Below are 15,824 nucleotides of genomic sequence, written 5' to 3' on the forward strand. Positions count from 1 at the left end.
AATTGATTTGTTAAACTAAGCAAAGTAGTCGACCAGTCCTTTGGGTAGATGCCTGGTTAATGAAGTGATTTTATTTTTATCTTCTGCTGATTGGATAAGATCTATTTCAGCATGATGGTTTTTCTGCGAACCTTGGCGGGAACTTGTATCGGTTCCAATATGCACCTCAGACAAGTTTATACCTTGCTGAGCCATCATCTCTCTTAATCTGGGAATCGCTTGATCAACAATTTCTTTTACATAAACACTGTGAGTAGATATGTTAACAGAGGCATTATCCTTTACAACTTTTACATTAATTTCCAAAGGCCCCAATTCTTCAGGATGAATTTTAATTAAGGCACTTTTTACATCTTGATGACCAAGCCAAACAATATGTTCAGATAATTGCTCTGACCATTGTGAATGATTGACATGAATTGGAATTGAAAAATTTTTAGGTATGTGAGAGTTGGAAACAACTGGGGGTTGAATATCTGAACCGGCTTTTTGGTTCATTTGAAAGGAACTACCAGGTATTTCAGTGCCCACTTTAGTTGCCTCTACTTCAGATTTTATTGCTTTAGTTCCTGGCTCAGCATTCGTTTTAATGTCTTCTAATATCGGGAAAGAGTCATTCCCTTTAATTAATTGATGATTTTTCGATGAATCATTCCCCGGTTGATTGATTGCCTCTTTTTGATAAGGGTTAATGTTATTCCCATCGTAATCTGCTTTTGGAAAATCCAGTTTCAGTTTGCCAGATTCAATAGAAGTTATTTCCGAGTCCCAAATTTTGTAAGTCTCATCTGTCTGATTTTCAGGTTTAACTATTGGTGGTTGGAAATTTTCAGAATTAATCCATGTCAAAGCCACATTTTTTTCTAGTGTTGATTCAAACTGCCCTTCACATTGATTACCTGATATTTCATTAATAACAGGTAAATCAACATCATGCCACAATGGATTATCTAAGGATTTTTTTTGCTCATTGAGTCCTTCAATTTGTTCGTCCTCTTCCACCTCTTTAAATTGCAAATTTTGCAAAACTTTATTATCTGCTGAATTTTGATGCTCATATTCGCATATTGTATCTGCATTATTTGTTGATAATATTTCGGCCATTAGCAGTATAAAAGATTCAGGAGTTAATAAATCCCTGCCACCATCAGAATCTTCATGAACATTAATCAATTGCTCAGGATTTAGATCATTTTGAACTGTTGAAGAGGTATCCAATAAGATGGATGAATTGAGTATAAGGTTTTTCAGATCAGACATATCACACTCCCTGTGTTATGATTAACATATAGCAAAACTCATACCATCTGCAAGCTTACTGAAAAAATAATCAAGGGACAGTTAAAAAATATTGCATGCATGTAAAACCTCTTAATACTCACTATAACCCCTAAAAAAATAATGCTAGTTTTTTGACATATTTTATAGGGAGAGAAATTTATCATGTATCACTATTTATTCAGCTGCCATAAATCTCAGGAATCTATAGATGGCTTGATTGAACAAGTAAAACAATTACTAAATCATGTAGAAATGGAACAAAAAGCTTATTTTTTAAATTTGTTGACTGCCCGTGTTGCCGAATTTCAAAACGAACTTAAATCAGAGGCCTCAAATACTATTAATAAACAACAGATACTTATCCAGTATGAAAAATTTGCGAAAACCTTGCTCATTTGCATAAAGCAACCTGAACGAACATCCTATGCAATACACAATTACCATAAAGGATTTTATTATCCCGTTGCTATTCACGATAAAATTAAACCCGATCCCACTATAGAAAATGCAGCTATAGCTACTCTTGGAGTAAGCCTTGCTTTGCTTTTGGGTTCAATACCAACATTCATTTTTAACCCACTCTTTGGTGTTATCATGGTATCACTAGCGGTGACACTGCTGTTACCAAGTGGATTTTATTTACTAATCCCAGATTCTCCAGATACAACAAGCAAAAAAGAAGAAGAAAAAAGGATTTTTATGGAAGGTGCAAAAATCATTAATCCTGATGTTAGAATCGAAGAATTTGATGAACAACCTTACCTCTCCTCTTCATTAATCAAAACATGATTTTGTTGATACTGAATGAAAACTTCCTGAAATTGAGCTATTATTCCTAGAGATTATTAATAATAATGATTTTGGGAGTACTTTATGAAAGTGGGTCAAGACAGTCTATCAACAAAATCACAATTAACAGTTGATGGAAAAACCTATAATTACTATAGTTTGAAAGAAGCTGAAAATAAACATTTTAAAGGAATTAATCGCCTCCCTTACTCCTTGAAAGTACTTCTCGAGAATTTATTACGTTTTGAGGATGGCAATACAGTAACGACCAAAGACATCAAGGCAATTGCCGACTGGCTCCATAATAAAACATCCCAGCATGAAATAGCATTTAGACCAACTAGAGTCCTGATGCAAGACTTCACTGGTGTTCCCGCAGTAGTAGATTTGGCTGCCATGCGTACTGCCATAGTAAAAATGGGAGGTAACGCAGACAAAATTTCTCCTCTTTCTCCTGTCGATTTGGTCATAGACCATTCAGTCATGGTAGATAAATTTGCTTCAGCTGATGCCCTTGAAGTGAACACCAAAATCGAGATAGAAAGAAATAAAGAACGTTATGAGTTTTTACGCTGGGGACAAAAAGCTTTTTCTAACTTTCAGGTCGTCCCACCCGGAACAGGGATTTGCCATCAGGTCAACCTGGAGTATTTAGGAAAAACTGTGTGGAATAGTGAAAATGATGGCCAGTTGTATGCCTATCCGGACACTTTGGTCGGCACAGATTCTCACACGACCATGATTAATGGACTAGGTGTCCTGGGTTGGGGAGTCGGTGGTATAGAGGCAGAAGCAGCCATGCTGGGGCAACCTGTATCCATGCTAATCCCCGAAGTAATCGGTTTTAAATTATCAGGTAAACTTAAAGAAGGCATTACCGCAACTGATTTGGTCCTTACCGTCACTCAAATGCTGCGAAAAAAAGGGGTTGTTGGTAAATTTGTTGAATTTTATGGTCCTGGACTTAATGATTTACCTTTGGCAGACAGAGCGACAATTTCCAATATGGCTCCCGAGTATGGCGCAACATGTGGCTTCTTTCCGGTAGACAAGGAAACAATAAAGTACTTGGAATTAACTGGTCGTGACAAGCATACCATTGCCCTTGTTGAGGCTTATGCAAAAGCACAAGGTATGTGGTATGACAAAGACAATGAAGAACCTGTGTTTACTGACTCTTTACATCTGGATTTAGGCAGCGTTGAACCCTCTCTGGCTGGCCCAAAACGCCCCCAAGATAAAGTCAATCTCAGTTCATTACCTGTAGAATTCAACAATTTTTTAATTGAAGTTGGTAAAGAAAAAGAGAAAGAAAAAACCTTTGCTGTTAAAAACAAAGATTTTCAAATGAAACATGGTCATGTAGTCATTGCAGCGATAACCAGCTGTACTAACACCTCTAATCCAAGTGTACTAATGGCAGCAGGACTGGTAGCAAAAAAAGCGATTGAGAAAGGATTACAGCGCAAACCCTGGGTTAAGTCTTCATTGGCACCTGGTTCTAAAGTAGTTACTGACTATTTAAGGCATGCCGGCCTACAAACCTACCTGGATCAACTGGGTTTTAATTTGGTTGGTTACGGCTGTACCACTTGTATAGGTAATTCGGGTCCTTTGCCTGATGATATTTCCCATTGTGTTGCAGAGCATGATCTTGTTGTTTCATCTGTACTGTCTGGTAATAGAAATTTCGAAGGGCGTGTTCACCCGCAAGTCAGAGCCAACTGGCTGGCTTCTCCCCCATTAGTAGTCGCTTATGCTCTATGCGGTACAACTTGCAGCGATTTAAGCAGGGAACCCATTGGGCAAGACAAAGAAGGAAACGATGTTTATCTCAAGGATATCTGGCCATCTAATGAAGAGATTGCTGCGGAAGTCGCTAAAGTAAGCGGTACCATGTTCCGTAAAGAGTATGCTGAAGTATTTAAAGGAGATGCTCATTGGCAAGCCATTCAAACAAGCTCAGGGCAAACTTATGAATGGAATCCTGATTCTACATACATACAACACCCCCCATTTTTTGAAAATTTAAGTCTGAAACCAGAACCGCTCAAACCTATCAAGCAGGCTTATGTTTTAGCCCTATTCGGCGATTCAATTACAACGGATCATATTTCACCTGCAGGTTCAATAAAAGCCAGCTCTCCAGCAGGCTTATATTTAAAATCCAAAGGGGTAGATGAGAAAGATTTTAACTCCTATGGATCACGCCGCGGTAACCACGAGGTCATGATGCGAGGCACTTTTGCCAATATACGCATTCGTAATGAAATGACTCCTGGACAAGAAGGTGGCGTCACTCGTTATGTTCCTACTGGAGAAACCATGTCGATTTATGATGCAGCCATGCGTTATCAGGAAAATCAACAAGACTTGGTTATCATTGCTGGTAAAGAATATGGAACAGGCTCTTCTCGCGATTGGGCAGCAAAAGGCACTAATTTGCTTGGTGTTAAAGCTGTGATTACTGAAAGCTTTGAGCGAATCCATCGTTCCAATTTAATTGGTATGGGTATATTGCCATTGCAATTTAAAGAGGGTACTACTCGTAAAACATTAAAATTGGATGGTAGCGAACGCATCAGTATTGAAATCTCTGATAAATTAACCCCGGGCGCGATGGTACCTGTAACCATAGAAAGGCAAGATGGGGACATTGAGAAGATAGAAACTCTTTGTAGAATTGATACTGCTGACGAGCTCGAATACTATAAAAATGGCGGAATACTTCAGTATGTATTGCGCAAAATAAGCTCTTAACAATTGGGCACATTGCGTGCCCTTCTCCCTTAGAGTGTTGGGTTCACAAAATATCTAGAGACGCATGAACACTGCATCACTAGGCAGCTGAAATCAGAATATCAGTAAAAATTGATACCATAATCAGGAGAAACCCAACAACTTATAAATATTAAGCAGTAATTAAACTGTACAGACAAACTTTTCTTTACTCTGTTAACTTATCATAATACCATTTATACCCCATTCAATACCCGGGTTTATTGCACTCATAAAGGATAAATAATGAATCATTCAAAAAAGGTTCTGAACGTTTTTTCTTTAGTTATGATCAACGTCATTGCTGTAGATAGTTTGAGGACCTTGCCTATCAGCGCAAAACTTGGATTTTCTCTGGTCTTTTATTATATTTTTGCAGCCCTTACCTTTTTTATTCCAGTAGCATTGGTTGCTGCAGAGCTCGCTACCGCCTATCCTAATACCGGCGGAATTTATGTCTGGGTCAGGGAAGCATTCGGGAGACGGGCAGGATTTATCACTATTTGGCTGCAATGGATCTATAACGTAGTTTGGTATCCAACTATGTTAGCTTTTATCGCCGCCACGTTATCCTATTTAATCGCTCCTCATTTGGGGAATAACAAATTTTATTTATTAGGCACAGCACTTACCTTGTTTTGGGTGTTTACTTTTTTGAATTGCTTTGGCATGAAACTATCCAGCATTGTAAGTATTATCGGCGCCTCCATAGGCACACTACTTCCTATGATAGTGATTATTGTCCTGGGCGCAGTTTGGATATTTCAAGATAGACCTGTAGCAGTCAATTACCCCACAACATGGTTACCTGATTTTAGTTCTTTAGGAAATCTGTCTTTATTTTCAGCGGTTTTATTTGGCCTTATAGGAATGGAAATGTCTGCTGTTCATGCTGAAGAAGTAAAAAACCCGCAAAGAGATTATCCAAAAGCACTTTTTTATTCGGCTCTTTTAATTATATCCACCTTATCATTAGGTTCTTTGGCAATTGTTATTGTAGTACCAAACGATAGTTTAAGTGTTGTGTCAGGCCTTGTTGATGCCTACGCCATATTTTTTAATTCCTATAATATGCCGTGGATGACATCAGTGATTGCCGTGTTAATTATTTTAGGAGGCCTCAGTGGCGTTTCAGCCTGGATAATAGGTCCAACCAAAGGATTACTAGTGTCTGCACGCGATGGTTCCTTACCTGCACTGTTTTCCCGTGTCAATAAATACGGCTCGCCGGTAGCCATACTGCTCACTCAAGGCGTTATATTTACTGTATTAAGTACAGTCTTTATTTTACTCGATTCAATTAATGCTGCGTACTGGGTATTAAGCGATTTAAGTGCTCAAATGGCATTGTTGGTATATATCATGATGTTCGCTGCAGCAATTAAATTGCGATACAGCAAGCCCGAACAGCCGCGTGGCTATACTATTCCTGGTGGAAATCTGGTAATGTCTCTTATCTCTGGAATTGGGATCATCTGCTGCATAGCTGCTATGATTGTCGGATTTATCCCCCCTTCACAAATCCCTATAAAGAATGTTTTTCTCTTTGAATGTTTTCTGATCGGCGGCCTTATTCTATTTGTTTTCATTCCCTGGTTATTTGCTAAAAAACACGACGAGCAATTATGTAGTGAAGAATAATTGAGCAAGAATTGTAAGCCCACAAAAAATTTTGTTGGGCTTTTCAAGATGATTCTTAAAAGTTGTTAATCAATTGTAATATACCCAATAAACTTCAAACTGCGAGTTTTACAGCCTCTTCTTTCGCAATATTCTCACGCATAATATGCTTTTTTAAATCACCAAGGCTGCTTAGTATTGTTTTCTACCTTTCGATAATTGCCATAATATTTGCCACATTAAATTGTTTTTATATGAACATTAAATTTAATGTATAATGCTCAATCATATTGTGAAAATAACCGAATGTATGTATGGCACGCAGCAAAGAAGAGAAGGCATTAGAACCAAAAGATGCAGAAAATAAGTTTAGAGTCTTAACAAGCGATGTTGCTGGAAATATACCCACTCATTCCTCTGTAACGGACGTATTAAATTTAATCTATTCTTCCATTACCACCCATAACTTATTCAAACCCCATTTAGAACCATTAAAAGCCAAGGCTTGTGTCGTGCAAGGCGATTTAGCTACATTAATATTGATAGCACAACGCAACCCTGCCGCGTTATTCCAAAAGGGAAATATCACCGACCCAAGAGAGCGAACTTTTTATAATGTATCTGCCTGGCAACTTATCCTGTTTCTGTGTGATGTGGACATGAAGAATCAACTGATGCCTTTCATTCCAGAGCAGTTTAAGGCCATAGCTCAAAAGCAAACCAACGAGCTTGGCAGTGGCGGCGCTGATTTAATTAAATTATCCCGTGACCCACAAGCCGTGGCTTTTGAAGATTTCGATGGGTTAACTCAATTTAAACAAACTCTCCCCCTCATTGATGGGACACGAAAGGAAGTCACTTTCCCATTGCTTGAAAATGTTGATGGGATTGTTTATTTCCAAGACAAGAATAAAGAAGTTCATTTCTACTATGCGAATCGAGAGTCCAAAACGATTACATCTCTCGTACCAGACCTCAAGTCAGAAGAAGATAAACAATTATTTGCTGCATTTAAGGCCTCCTTTGATGCCATGGAAAACAATTCCAGTCGTCGCTCAAGTGATACTGAGCATCAATTGATTGCAAAGCTATTTAATGCCAAACCTCAGCGTCAAGGCATTCAGTATGAGCACCAAGGAATACGTTACCAGGATAGTCGCACTTCATTTAGTTTGATTAATGCCTATAGAACAAGTATTAGACTGTATGACGAAGTACAAAATTATCAATATGAAAAAGCCGACACCTATTGGCGCGAAGTGGTAGGTAAAGCACAAGGTGAAGAGATGTGGCTTTTAGAGCGAATTTGTGAAGAAGGCCGTCCATTCCACCCTTTACCCGCAGATTTTAAAGAGTTTAAACGGGGATTTACCTTTTATAATTGGATTACCAACAAGGTAGAATCTGCTTTCGCGGGGGGGAAACTTGCAGTCGGTCTAGGTTCTGATTTTGCGTTATATAAGGGGCGGCTGGGTGGGGGCCGGGGTTGGGCGGCGGCGGGGTGGGACGGGGGCAGGGGCTGGGATTTGATTGCTGTATGGCGGCTTGTTGAAGACGCAAAAGCAAATATTATTGAGCCTGAACAAGAACAAGTGCCTGATTTACGTACGAGTGGTCCGAGTTAGCTAAAGCCGCTTGTGCTCCATCGAGGCGGTGAAGCAACATCCTTGCAACTTCTTTCGCGGATGCGTCCCAACAGGTGTCAATAAACCAGGTTAATAAGTTATGCTTTGTCCAATCATTTGCTGTTCGCGTCCACCAGGAGACCCATTGATGCAAGTAACTCATGGCTCGAAGGGAGGTGTATAGGTTCCATTGATAATGGATTGCACCCCTTGAGTTAACCATTCACTGATAGTACGAGCCATTAAGTTTGTGATGGGCAAACTTCTTGCGCTTATGGGTGCTTGCAAAAAGCTTGCTACCGGTATTCGTCATCTCTACAAAATCCCAGCGTTTCATGATGCTCCAATGTCAAAGTCACTGGAAATTATCATTGATACTTTGTCCTAATGATGCACCGATATCAGGCAGTATTTCAGTAAAAAACCGTTCAATTTCTCTTCTAAAATCCTTAGCACTGTTGAAAAATCGATTGTTTCTGACCTTTTCATTCATGACTTTCCATAATCGTTCGATAGGGTTTAAATTGGGACTATAAGGAGGAAGATAGTTTAAGTGAATAACTAATTTTTTAGCCTTTTCTTTGACTTTATCTGCTCGATGATAAGGGGCTTGGTCAAGTATTAAATGAATGATTCCTTTTGAACCATGGTTTGCTCTTATCAGACTGCTCCTGCTGTTCTCTATTCGCTTTATGTGGATGACCTTTAGGTTTCTTGTAGCTAAAGCCATTACGATGCATCCATTTATTCATCCCTGGAACACTATAGATAATAGACCATTTCTTCTCTACATAGGCAATAATATAACGCAATAAAACAGCTTTTATACGATCACGCTCCTTACCGTTAGAGCAACAACTATTCCTTGCTTCCAGCCCTTCTTTTCTTCTGGTGATAAGTGTATTCTTTTCATGCGGCATAGCATGATCTTCTCAGATCAAAAAAGCAAGCATTTTCATAGATCAGCGGTATAGATCAGCCCTCATACAAGAACAACCAAATATTGCCGTTCCAGACAGGGGCAGATCTCCTGTAATAAATTCACTTAAGATTTTATTATTCTCTTAAGTGAATTTCTAATACTGCTAACCTTCTTCCGGGATAGACATTAAACTGGCATTGCCTCCTGCAGCAGTTGTATCAACTGTATAGGTACGCTCATGGCAAAGTCGAATCAAATAGTTAGGGCCTCCAGCCTTGGGTCCTGTGCCAGATAACCCTTCACCACCAAAAGGCTGTAGACCTACTACTGCGCCAATCATATTACGATTTACATAACAGTTCCCTGCATGAACCCTTTGCCTAATGTAGTCAACTGTTTCATTAATTCGGCTGTGTATTCCCAGTGTTAAACCATAGCTAGTTTGATTGATTTGATTAATTACCTTATCCAGATCTTTTCTCTTAAACTGAATCACATGCAAAATTGGCCCAAATACTTCTTTTTCCAAAGCGCTGATACTATCAATTGCAATAGCTGTTGGCGGCATGAAATATCCTGATAAAGCTTCATCGTCAACAGTGCATTGATATAATATTTCATGATGTTTTCTCATGTTTTCGACATGATTTTTCAATATAGATAATGCTTCCTTGTCTATAACAGGGCCAACATCGGTTGATAACCATTGAGGATCCCCTACGACTAGCTCAGCCATGGCACCTTTTAATAGCTCTACAGTTCTTGGATACACTTCCTCTTGCACATACAATACCCTAAGTGCCGAGCATCGCTGCCCCGCGCTGCCAAAGGCAGAAGTGACAGCATCAACAACCACTTGTTCCAATAATGCTGAAGAATCGACAATCATTGCATTTTGACCACCTGTTTCAGCAATTAGAGGAATGATTTCACCACCTCGAGTAGCTAGCGTCCGATTAATCAAATTCGCCGTGTCAGTCGAGCCTGTAAATAATACTGCTTTAATTCGTTTATCTGCGACCAAAGCAGCGCCAATAGTCTCTCCAGCGCCTGGAATTAATTGAATTACTCCTTCAGGGATACCGGCCTGATGCATTAACTTCACAGCATAGGCTGCAATTAGTGGCGTTTGTTCTGCCGGTTTCGCAATAACACAATTGCCTGTAACCAGCCCGGCTACGACTTGTCCCGTAAATATAGCCAATGGAAAATTCCAGGGACTAATACACAATATTGTCCCGCGAGGATGCAAACTCAATTCATTTAGTTCCCCAGTGTATCCATTAAAGCGTTGAGGGCTACTCATAAGCTCTTGAGCTTTCTTGGCATAGTATCGACAAAAATCAATAGCCTCTCTTACTTCAGCAATGCCATCACTCCAGGTTTTACCAGCTTCCCGACAAGTCAATACCATGAGCTCTGCCATATTGGCCTGTAATAAATCTGCAAATCGATTTAGACAAGAAGCGCGTTCTTCTACTGGTTTCTTGCTCCACAATTCAAAAGCCAATTTTGCCTGATTTAATGCCACCTCTACATCATCAAGTGTGGCTTGCTGCACTGAGCCAATAGCATATGCCGGCTGCTGTGGGGACATAACTGTTTGCAGTAAGTCCCTGGATAATTTTCGACCAGCAATCATAGGACTTGCCTGCCATTCTTTTGATTCAATTTTTGCCAGTTCCTGCTGCAATAATGCGCGTTCAAGTCGATTTGTAAAGTCAAAGCCTTTAGAATTTTTTCGTACGGGTAAAAAGATATCCTCTGGCAATGGTATATTTTTATTTATTTTATCAAGTAACGATCTTGATTTAGCTACCGGGTCCTCCACTAACTCGCTAATAGGTGCCTTATCATCAACTATGCGATTGACAAAAGATGAGTTTGCTCCATTTTCCAGTAATCGTCGAACTAAATACGGTAATAAATCCTCATGGCTACCAACTGGTGCATAAATACGGCATGGAATACCATAACAATTTGCTGGAACAATCTGTTCATAAAGTTCATTACCCATACCATGCAGACATTGAAATTCAAAATCTCTATAACCTCCTACCAAATTAAGAATCATTGCTACAGAATAAGCATTATGTGTGGCAAATTGTGGATAAATGGCATCGGTCATAGTCAGGATTTTTTTTGCACAAGCCTGAAATGACACGTCAGTAAATACTTTACGGGTAAAAACCGGGTATTCAGAAAAGCCTTGCATTTGCGTTTTTTTGATTTCACTATCCCAATAGGCTCCTTTAATCAATCTGACCATAATACGCCGCTGCTTACTTCTTGCTAAAGCAGCAACCCAATCCAAGACATAAAAAGCTCTTTTTTGATAGGATTGAACGGCCAAACCGAACCCATTCCATCCCTGTAAACTCTCATCAGTAAACACTTTCTCTATCACATCAAGCGAAAGATCTAAACGCTCTGACTCCTCGGCGTCAATTGTCAAAGCAATACCATAATCTTTTGCTAAACGAGACAAGGCTAATAATTTGGGGGGTAATTCTGCCATGACACGCTCATACTGAAACTCGCTATATCGTGGATGTAAGGCAGAAAGTTTGATGGAAATACCAGGGCGTCTATATACATCTGAATGTTTATCAGCTTTCTCTCCAATTGAAATGATTGCTTCCTTGTAGGCTTCAAAATATCTTGCAGCATCAGCAGATGTTAAGGCAGCTTCACCAAGCATATCGTAAGAATATCTGTATCCCCTGTCTTCCTTTTTTTTCGCTCGAGCTAACGCTTCATTAATGGTACGTCCCATCACAAATTGTTTGCTCATAATTCGCATGGCTTTATCCACTGCTTTTCTAACAACAGCCTCACTACTTCGATTAACCAATTTTAGTAAAGCTTTGGTTAATGTATTTTCAGCTTTTTCAGGAGTTAAAACTTTACCAGTTAGCATTAAAGCCCAAGTAGTAGCATTTACAAAAAATGATTCACTCTGTCCACGATGCGCCCCCCAATCACCGCCAGCTAATTTATCTTTAATCAAGTTATCTATGGTGGCATTATCAGGAACGCGTAATAAAGCTTCTGCCAGACACATTAAGGCAATTCCCTCATCACTTGATAAGGCATACTCCGTTAAAAAAGAATCTATTCCTGTGCTTTTCTTTCTCTCACTACGAACTGATTGAACCAATTTTGTAGCACTGGTTTTAATTGCCATCATTTGCTGAGGATCAAGTGCTGCCTGTTCACTAAGCTCTGTAATTAAAGAAAGCTCATCCATGCGATAAGCTTTATTAATAGCAGCTCTTAATCCTTCCGGTAAATGAATGGACTGCTTTTCCAGCATAATGTTCTCCAAGACTAAAGTGGTAATTGAAAAAAATAGTTATTAAATTTTTACCATATAAGACAAAAATTAAATTCATTATTATAACAATGAAAAAATCCGGTTATGATATCTTACACTGGCTTATTTGCCATGCCCCTCTCTACGACAAGGCAATATTTCAGATATAAATCATAGTATCGAGCAATAAATTGGGCTATATAAAATCAATGCATCAACCCCCTTTTTGTGGCATATTATATGACGACAATCCTGTTCGATAAAGTAAAAACATGCTTTTTAACCCAGAAAAATAGAACTAAATTTAACCAACAAGATCTAATTATAATCAATAAGATGTTTTTTTGGTTATACATATAGAGCAATTAGTGAACTTATTGAAAACATTTTGCTCCATTCTCTTTTTCAGCCTGTAATTAACCTCATGATATGATTAATATTTTTACCTAATGGGCAACTTAAACCCTTATAAATTTACAATTAACTTATTTGTTAATATAATCACCATCTTTTGTAATAACCAATAATGGTGATTTAACAAGAAGAAAGGAGCAGTATGAATACATTATTTACTCTAATCTCAACTGTACTACTAACAAGTAATATCACATCCAGCACTCCATTATTTGCCAAGCCTGGAACAGACATTAACACCCAGGTACAACATCTTAGCCACAAGGCCCCTCAATTAAACAAGAAAGTATTAAAGCTTGCTTTAACGGCCTATAAAAATGCGAGTAAGAGAGGAGCAGTTAAAAAGCCTGTCCTCACAGTAATTGATTATTCCTTGCCTTCAAATAAGCAACGTATGTGGGTATTCGATCTTCGTAATGAACGTCTATTATACAATACGTACGTAGCCCATGGTAAAAATTCGGGAGTTAATGTTGCACGGAGTTTTTCTAACAGAGAGTCCAGCAAACAATCCAGCTTAGGTACCTATATCACAAAAAACACCTATATCGGACACAAAGGCTACTCCTTGAACCTCCAAGGCCTGGACAGAGGCTTTAATGATAATGCATACAATAGACGTGTTGTGATACATGGCGCGTGGTATGTTGAACCTGAATTTATTAAAAAGGCAGGTCGCGCTGGTTTATCCTGGGGCTGCCCAGCTATAGCACAAACCTTGGCAAAACCGGTGATAAATACCATTAAAAATGGTTCGGTTGTTTTTGCTTATTACCCTGATAAAAAGTTTTTATCTCACTCAGGTTATCTTGTAGCATAAAAAAGTAAGCCAGGGACTCAGCCCTGGCTTTTCGCAGTCATCCGTATAAGAACTTGCGTTCTTATTGTCATCCTGACAAATCAGATCCATCTAATTGCAAATCCATTTGCACGACTCATATCCATATAAGTCTTGATTAAAATTTAGCAATTGAATAGGGGAAGCGCAAGGTGTTAAATCACACCTTCACTCAATACTATTTTCAGATCAGAAATAGTCTTATATATTTATTTTATTAATAATCAATAACTTACCTACTTGTGTAAGAATTATTGCCAGGTAAACAGAATAATTTCTTCTATGGAATTGAGAAATTTCTTACATCAATTACAGCTTAAATTACGTCATTTTATCTTTTAGAGCAATATGCTGCTTGATTATGTCATAAGATATGGTAGTTTATTTACGATGAAATGTAGCGGGGTATGATTATGAACCAACAACTAAATGCAACCAAGAAAGATAAGCTTCAAGTAATCGATTGGCTTATTGAAAATTTTCCTAATGCATTTTTTAAAAAAGGAAACCAGGTCAAACCGCTCAAAATTGGAATATTTGATGATCTAATTGATTTTTATGAGCGACTGGATACTCCGCCTTTTAGTAAAAAATCGTTAAGAGAAGCATTAAGCTATTACAGTGCTTCTCCAGCTTACTTAAGCTGTCAAAAACCTGATACAGCACGTGTAGATATTTATGGTAATGAAGTCGATGTAGTTACGCCAGAGCAGGCCAAGTATGCTTATCAGCGTTATCAGGAGCGCTATGGCAATAAAAAAAGCCAAGAGTTAAAATAGCGCGGAAAAGCCACATTTGGATTTGTTTTATTGTAGGACCATAATGTAATTAATGCTTACATCAGAAACCAGAGTGGTCTTCCTAAGGAAAGGATTATAGCATAGGCCTTTCATATCAATGAGATTTAAATCGTAAAGGCGTGCCATTTTAACTAACTCACTGGGTTTAATGAATTTATCATAATCGTGTGTTTGCCTGGGTAACAAATTAAGCACATACTCCGCAGCAATAATAGCGCCGAGATAAGCTTTTAACGTTCTGCTAATAGTTGATAAAAATAATAGCCCATTTGGTTTTAATAAACGCCTGCAATGTTGTAAAACCAACTCAGGGTTTTGTACGTGTTCCAATAACTCCATACAAGTTATTACATCAAAACCTTGCTCCTCATACTCTTCAATAGGATTGCAAAAATAATCAATCTGCAACTGGTTTTTATGAGCATGTTCTTTGGCAATTTGAATAGCTTCTGGTTCTGCATCTAATCCACTCACATAAGCTCCTGCCTTGGCCATAGATTCACAGAGTATCCCGCCACCGCAACCGACATCCAACACCCTCAGCCCCTTTAGATTAATGTGCTCTGAAATAAACTCAAAACGAGCGCCATTGATATCATGCAAAGTTCTGAGAGGACCATTAGTATCCCACCAATCATTTGCAAGTTGGGCAAATTTATGTACTTCTTCAATAGCAATAGTCGATTCAATTTGATTCATAAGACAATAAATCCATTGGTTTAAAGAATTCTATAACACGTTGATTAGTAATAAAGCTTACATTATATGGGTGTTCTGAAACCAGTCCTATCAATAATTTATTTGCGGGTATTTTCTCAGCAATTTTACCAAATAAGATTAATTGCACATCAGGCTTCCTGATAGCCAATTGCTCAAATAAATTTTGCATAAATGGCTTCCAATGACGCGCGTGATACGGAACCTTACCTTTACTGTATATCAGGGAAGCATTCAATAATAAAATTCCCTTTTTCATCATTCCTTTAAAAAAATCTTCCGCAGTTTGTACCAGACATGATTTATTTATCTTGGCGATTGCTTCTTGCGAGGTATTTCCATGCAAATCACCCCGAGCGATCAATAACGTTTTAATCCAGTTGCGTAGTGAGGTTGCTCGATTAACTTCCTTACTTAGCCCTGTGGAGCTCCACAATAAACCTACAGAGTTATCCCAAAAAGCATACCCATTAGCAGAAATTTTGCGTGGATATGGGGACTCGCCTAAAAGAATATATTGTGTCTGGCTCAAAGGCAGGCTAAAAGCAGAAAACAGTTGATTTAGCCCAGGTAACCAATGGCTATCCTCTTGTATTTGTTTTAAGTAATCACTATCCATTGTATTCAATGCTTTCATCAGAATCTCTTTCCATTCCTCATGGCATCCAACCAATAAATTCTCATACATCTTAATTTTTACCCTTCCGTCATGATAATTAAATTT

10 protein-coding genes and 1 pseudogene are annotated in these 15,824 nt (G+C 38.5%); 6 read left to right on the forward strand and 5 right to left on the reverse strand.

Features of this window, described 5'->3' with window-relative positions; all coding sequences use genetic code 11:
- Positions 1 to 15: 15 nt before the first annotated feature.
- On the reverse strand, positions 16 to 1,260 hold the full coding sequence (locus LPG_RS08465) for a flagellar hook-length control protein FliK (protein ID WP_010947415.1): 1,245 nt from the start codon (positions 1,258 to 1,260) through the stop codon (positions 16 to 18).
- Positions 1,261 to 1,443: 183 nt separating this feature from the next.
- Here LPG_RS08465 and LPG_RS08470 point away from each other — a divergent pair, with 183 nt between their 5' ends.
- The 4 genes from LPG_RS08470 (at position 1,444) to LPG_RS08485 (ending at position 8,093) form a co-directional block, all read left to right on the forward strand.
- Positions 1,444 to 2,070 (forward strand): lpg1689 family Dot/Icm T4SS effector, encoded by a 627-nt coding sequence (locus LPG_RS08470; RefSeq protein WP_010947416.1) that lies wholly within the window; start codon positions 1,444 to 1,446, stop codon positions 2,068 to 2,070.
- A gap of 84 nt (positions 2,071 to 2,154) precedes the next feature.
- The gene (gene acnA, locus LPG_RS08475; protein WP_010947417.1) at positions 2,155 to 4,830 is read left to right on the forward strand and encodes an aconitate hydratase AcnA; all 2,676 of its coding nucleotides are present in this window, start codon (positions 2,155 to 2,157) and stop codon (positions 4,828 to 4,830) included.
- Between the two features lie 264 nt (positions 4,831 to 5,094).
- Complete coding sequence (locus LPG_RS08480; protein WP_010947418.1) at positions 5,095 to 6,489, forward strand: APC family permease; 1,395 nt, start codon at positions 5,095 to 5,097, stop codon at positions 6,487 to 6,489.
- 293 nt (positions 6,490 to 6,782) lie between these two features.
- Positions 6,783 to 8,093 (forward strand): lpg1692 family Dot/Icm T4SS effector, encoded by a 1,311-nt coding sequence (locus LPG_RS08485; protein ID WP_010947419.1) that lies wholly within the window; start codon positions 6,783 to 6,785, stop codon positions 8,091 to 8,093.
- A 355-nt stretch (positions 8,094 to 8,448) separates the two neighbouring features.
- On the opposite strand, the pseudogene LPG_RS15480 reads toward LPG_RS08485, so the two are convergent.
- Together LPG_RS15480 and putA are read right to left on the reverse strand one after the other, a co-directional pair.
- Positions 8,449 to 8,896: pseudogene (locus LPG_RS15480) on the reverse strand (transposase); the annotation flags it as partial.
- Positions 8,897 to 9,178: 282 nt separating this feature from the next.
- Positions 9,179 to 12,331 (reverse strand): bifunctional proline dehydrogenase/L-glutamate gamma-semialdehyde dehydrogenase PutA, encoded by a 3,153-nt coding sequence (gene putA / locus LPG_RS08495; protein WP_011946659.1) that lies wholly within the window; start codon positions 12,329 to 12,331, stop codon positions 9,179 to 9,181.
- A 556-nt stretch (positions 12,332 to 12,887) separates the two neighbouring features.
- Here putA and LPG_RS08500 point away from each other — a divergent pair.
- Positions 12,888 to 13,565 (forward strand): murein L,D-transpeptidase catalytic domain family protein, encoded by a 678-nt coding sequence (locus LPG_RS08500; protein WP_010947424.1) that lies wholly within the window; start codon positions 12,888 to 12,890, stop codon positions 13,563 to 13,565.
- 425 nt (positions 13,566 to 13,990) lie between these two features.
- Complete coding sequence (locus LPG_RS08505; protein ID WP_010947425.1) at positions 13,991 to 14,362, forward strand: ProQ/FINO family protein; 372 nt, start codon at positions 13,991 to 13,993, stop codon at positions 14,360 to 14,362.
- A gap of 27 nt (positions 14,363 to 14,389) precedes the next feature.
- Here LPG_RS08505 and ubiG read toward each other — a convergent pair whose 3' ends face one another.
- Together ubiG and LPG_RS08515 are read right to left on the reverse strand one after the other, a co-directional pair.
- Complete coding sequence (gene ubiG, locus LPG_RS08510; protein ID WP_010947426.1) at positions 14,390 to 15,082, reverse strand: bifunctional 2-polyprenyl-6-hydroxyphenol methylase/3-demethylubiquinol 3-O-methyltransferase UbiG; 693 nt, start codon at positions 15,080 to 15,082, stop codon at positions 14,390 to 14,392.
- Positions 15,069 to 15,788, reverse strand: a complete 720-nt coding sequence (locus tag LPG_RS08515) for a uracil-DNA glycosylase family protein (protein WP_010947427.1) — start codon at positions 15,786 to 15,788, stop codon at positions 15,069 to 15,071. The genes ubiG and LPG_RS08515 overlap by 14 nt, the downstream gene beginning before the upstream one ends.
- Positions 15,789 to 15,824: the final 36 nt, after the last annotated feature.

This window comes from Legionella pneumophila subsp. pneumophila str. Philadelphia 1, assembly GCF_000008485.1.
Lineage (GTDB): Bacteria > Pseudomonadota > Gammaproteobacteria > Legionellales > Legionellaceae > Legionella > Legionella pneumophila.

Bases quoted from the DNA above. Each gene is read 5' to 3' on its own strand.
- LPG_RS08465 (WP_010947415.1), bottom strand. From the start codon at position 1,260: ATGTCTGATCTGAAAAACCTTATACTCAATTCATCCATCTTATTGGAT.
- LPG_RS08470 (WP_010947416.1), top strand. From the start codon at position 1,444: ATGTATCACTATTTATTCAGCTGCCATAAATCTCAGGAATCTATAGAT.
- acnA (WP_010947417.1), top strand. From the start codon at position 2,155: ATGAAAGTGGGTCAAGACAGTCTATCAACAAAATCACAATTAACAGTT.
- LPG_RS08480 (WP_010947418.1), top strand. From the start codon at position 5,095: ATGAATCATTCAAAAAAGGTTCTGAACGTTTTTTCTTTAGTTATGATC.
- LPG_RS08485 (WP_010947419.1), top strand. From the start codon at position 6,783: ATGGCACGCAGCAAAGAAGAGAAGGCATTAGAACCAAAAGATGCAGAA.
- putA (WP_011946659.1), bottom strand. From the start codon at position 12,331: ATGCTGGAAAAGCAGTCCATTCATTTACCGGAAGGATTAAGAGCTGCT.
- LPG_RS08500 (WP_010947424.1), top strand. From the start codon at position 12,888: ATGAATACATTATTTACTCTAATCTCAACTGTACTACTAACAAGTAAT.
- LPG_RS08505 (WP_010947425.1), top strand. From the start codon at position 13,991: ATGATTATGAACCAACAACTAAATGCAACCAAGAAAGATAAGCTTCAA.
- ubiG (WP_010947426.1), bottom strand. From the start codon at position 15,082: ATGAATCAAATTGAATCGACTATTGCTATTGAAGAAGTACATAAATTT.
- LPG_RS08515 (WP_010947427.1), bottom strand. From the start codon at position 15,788: ATGTATGAGAATTTATTGGTTGGATGCCATGAGGAATGGAAAGAGATT.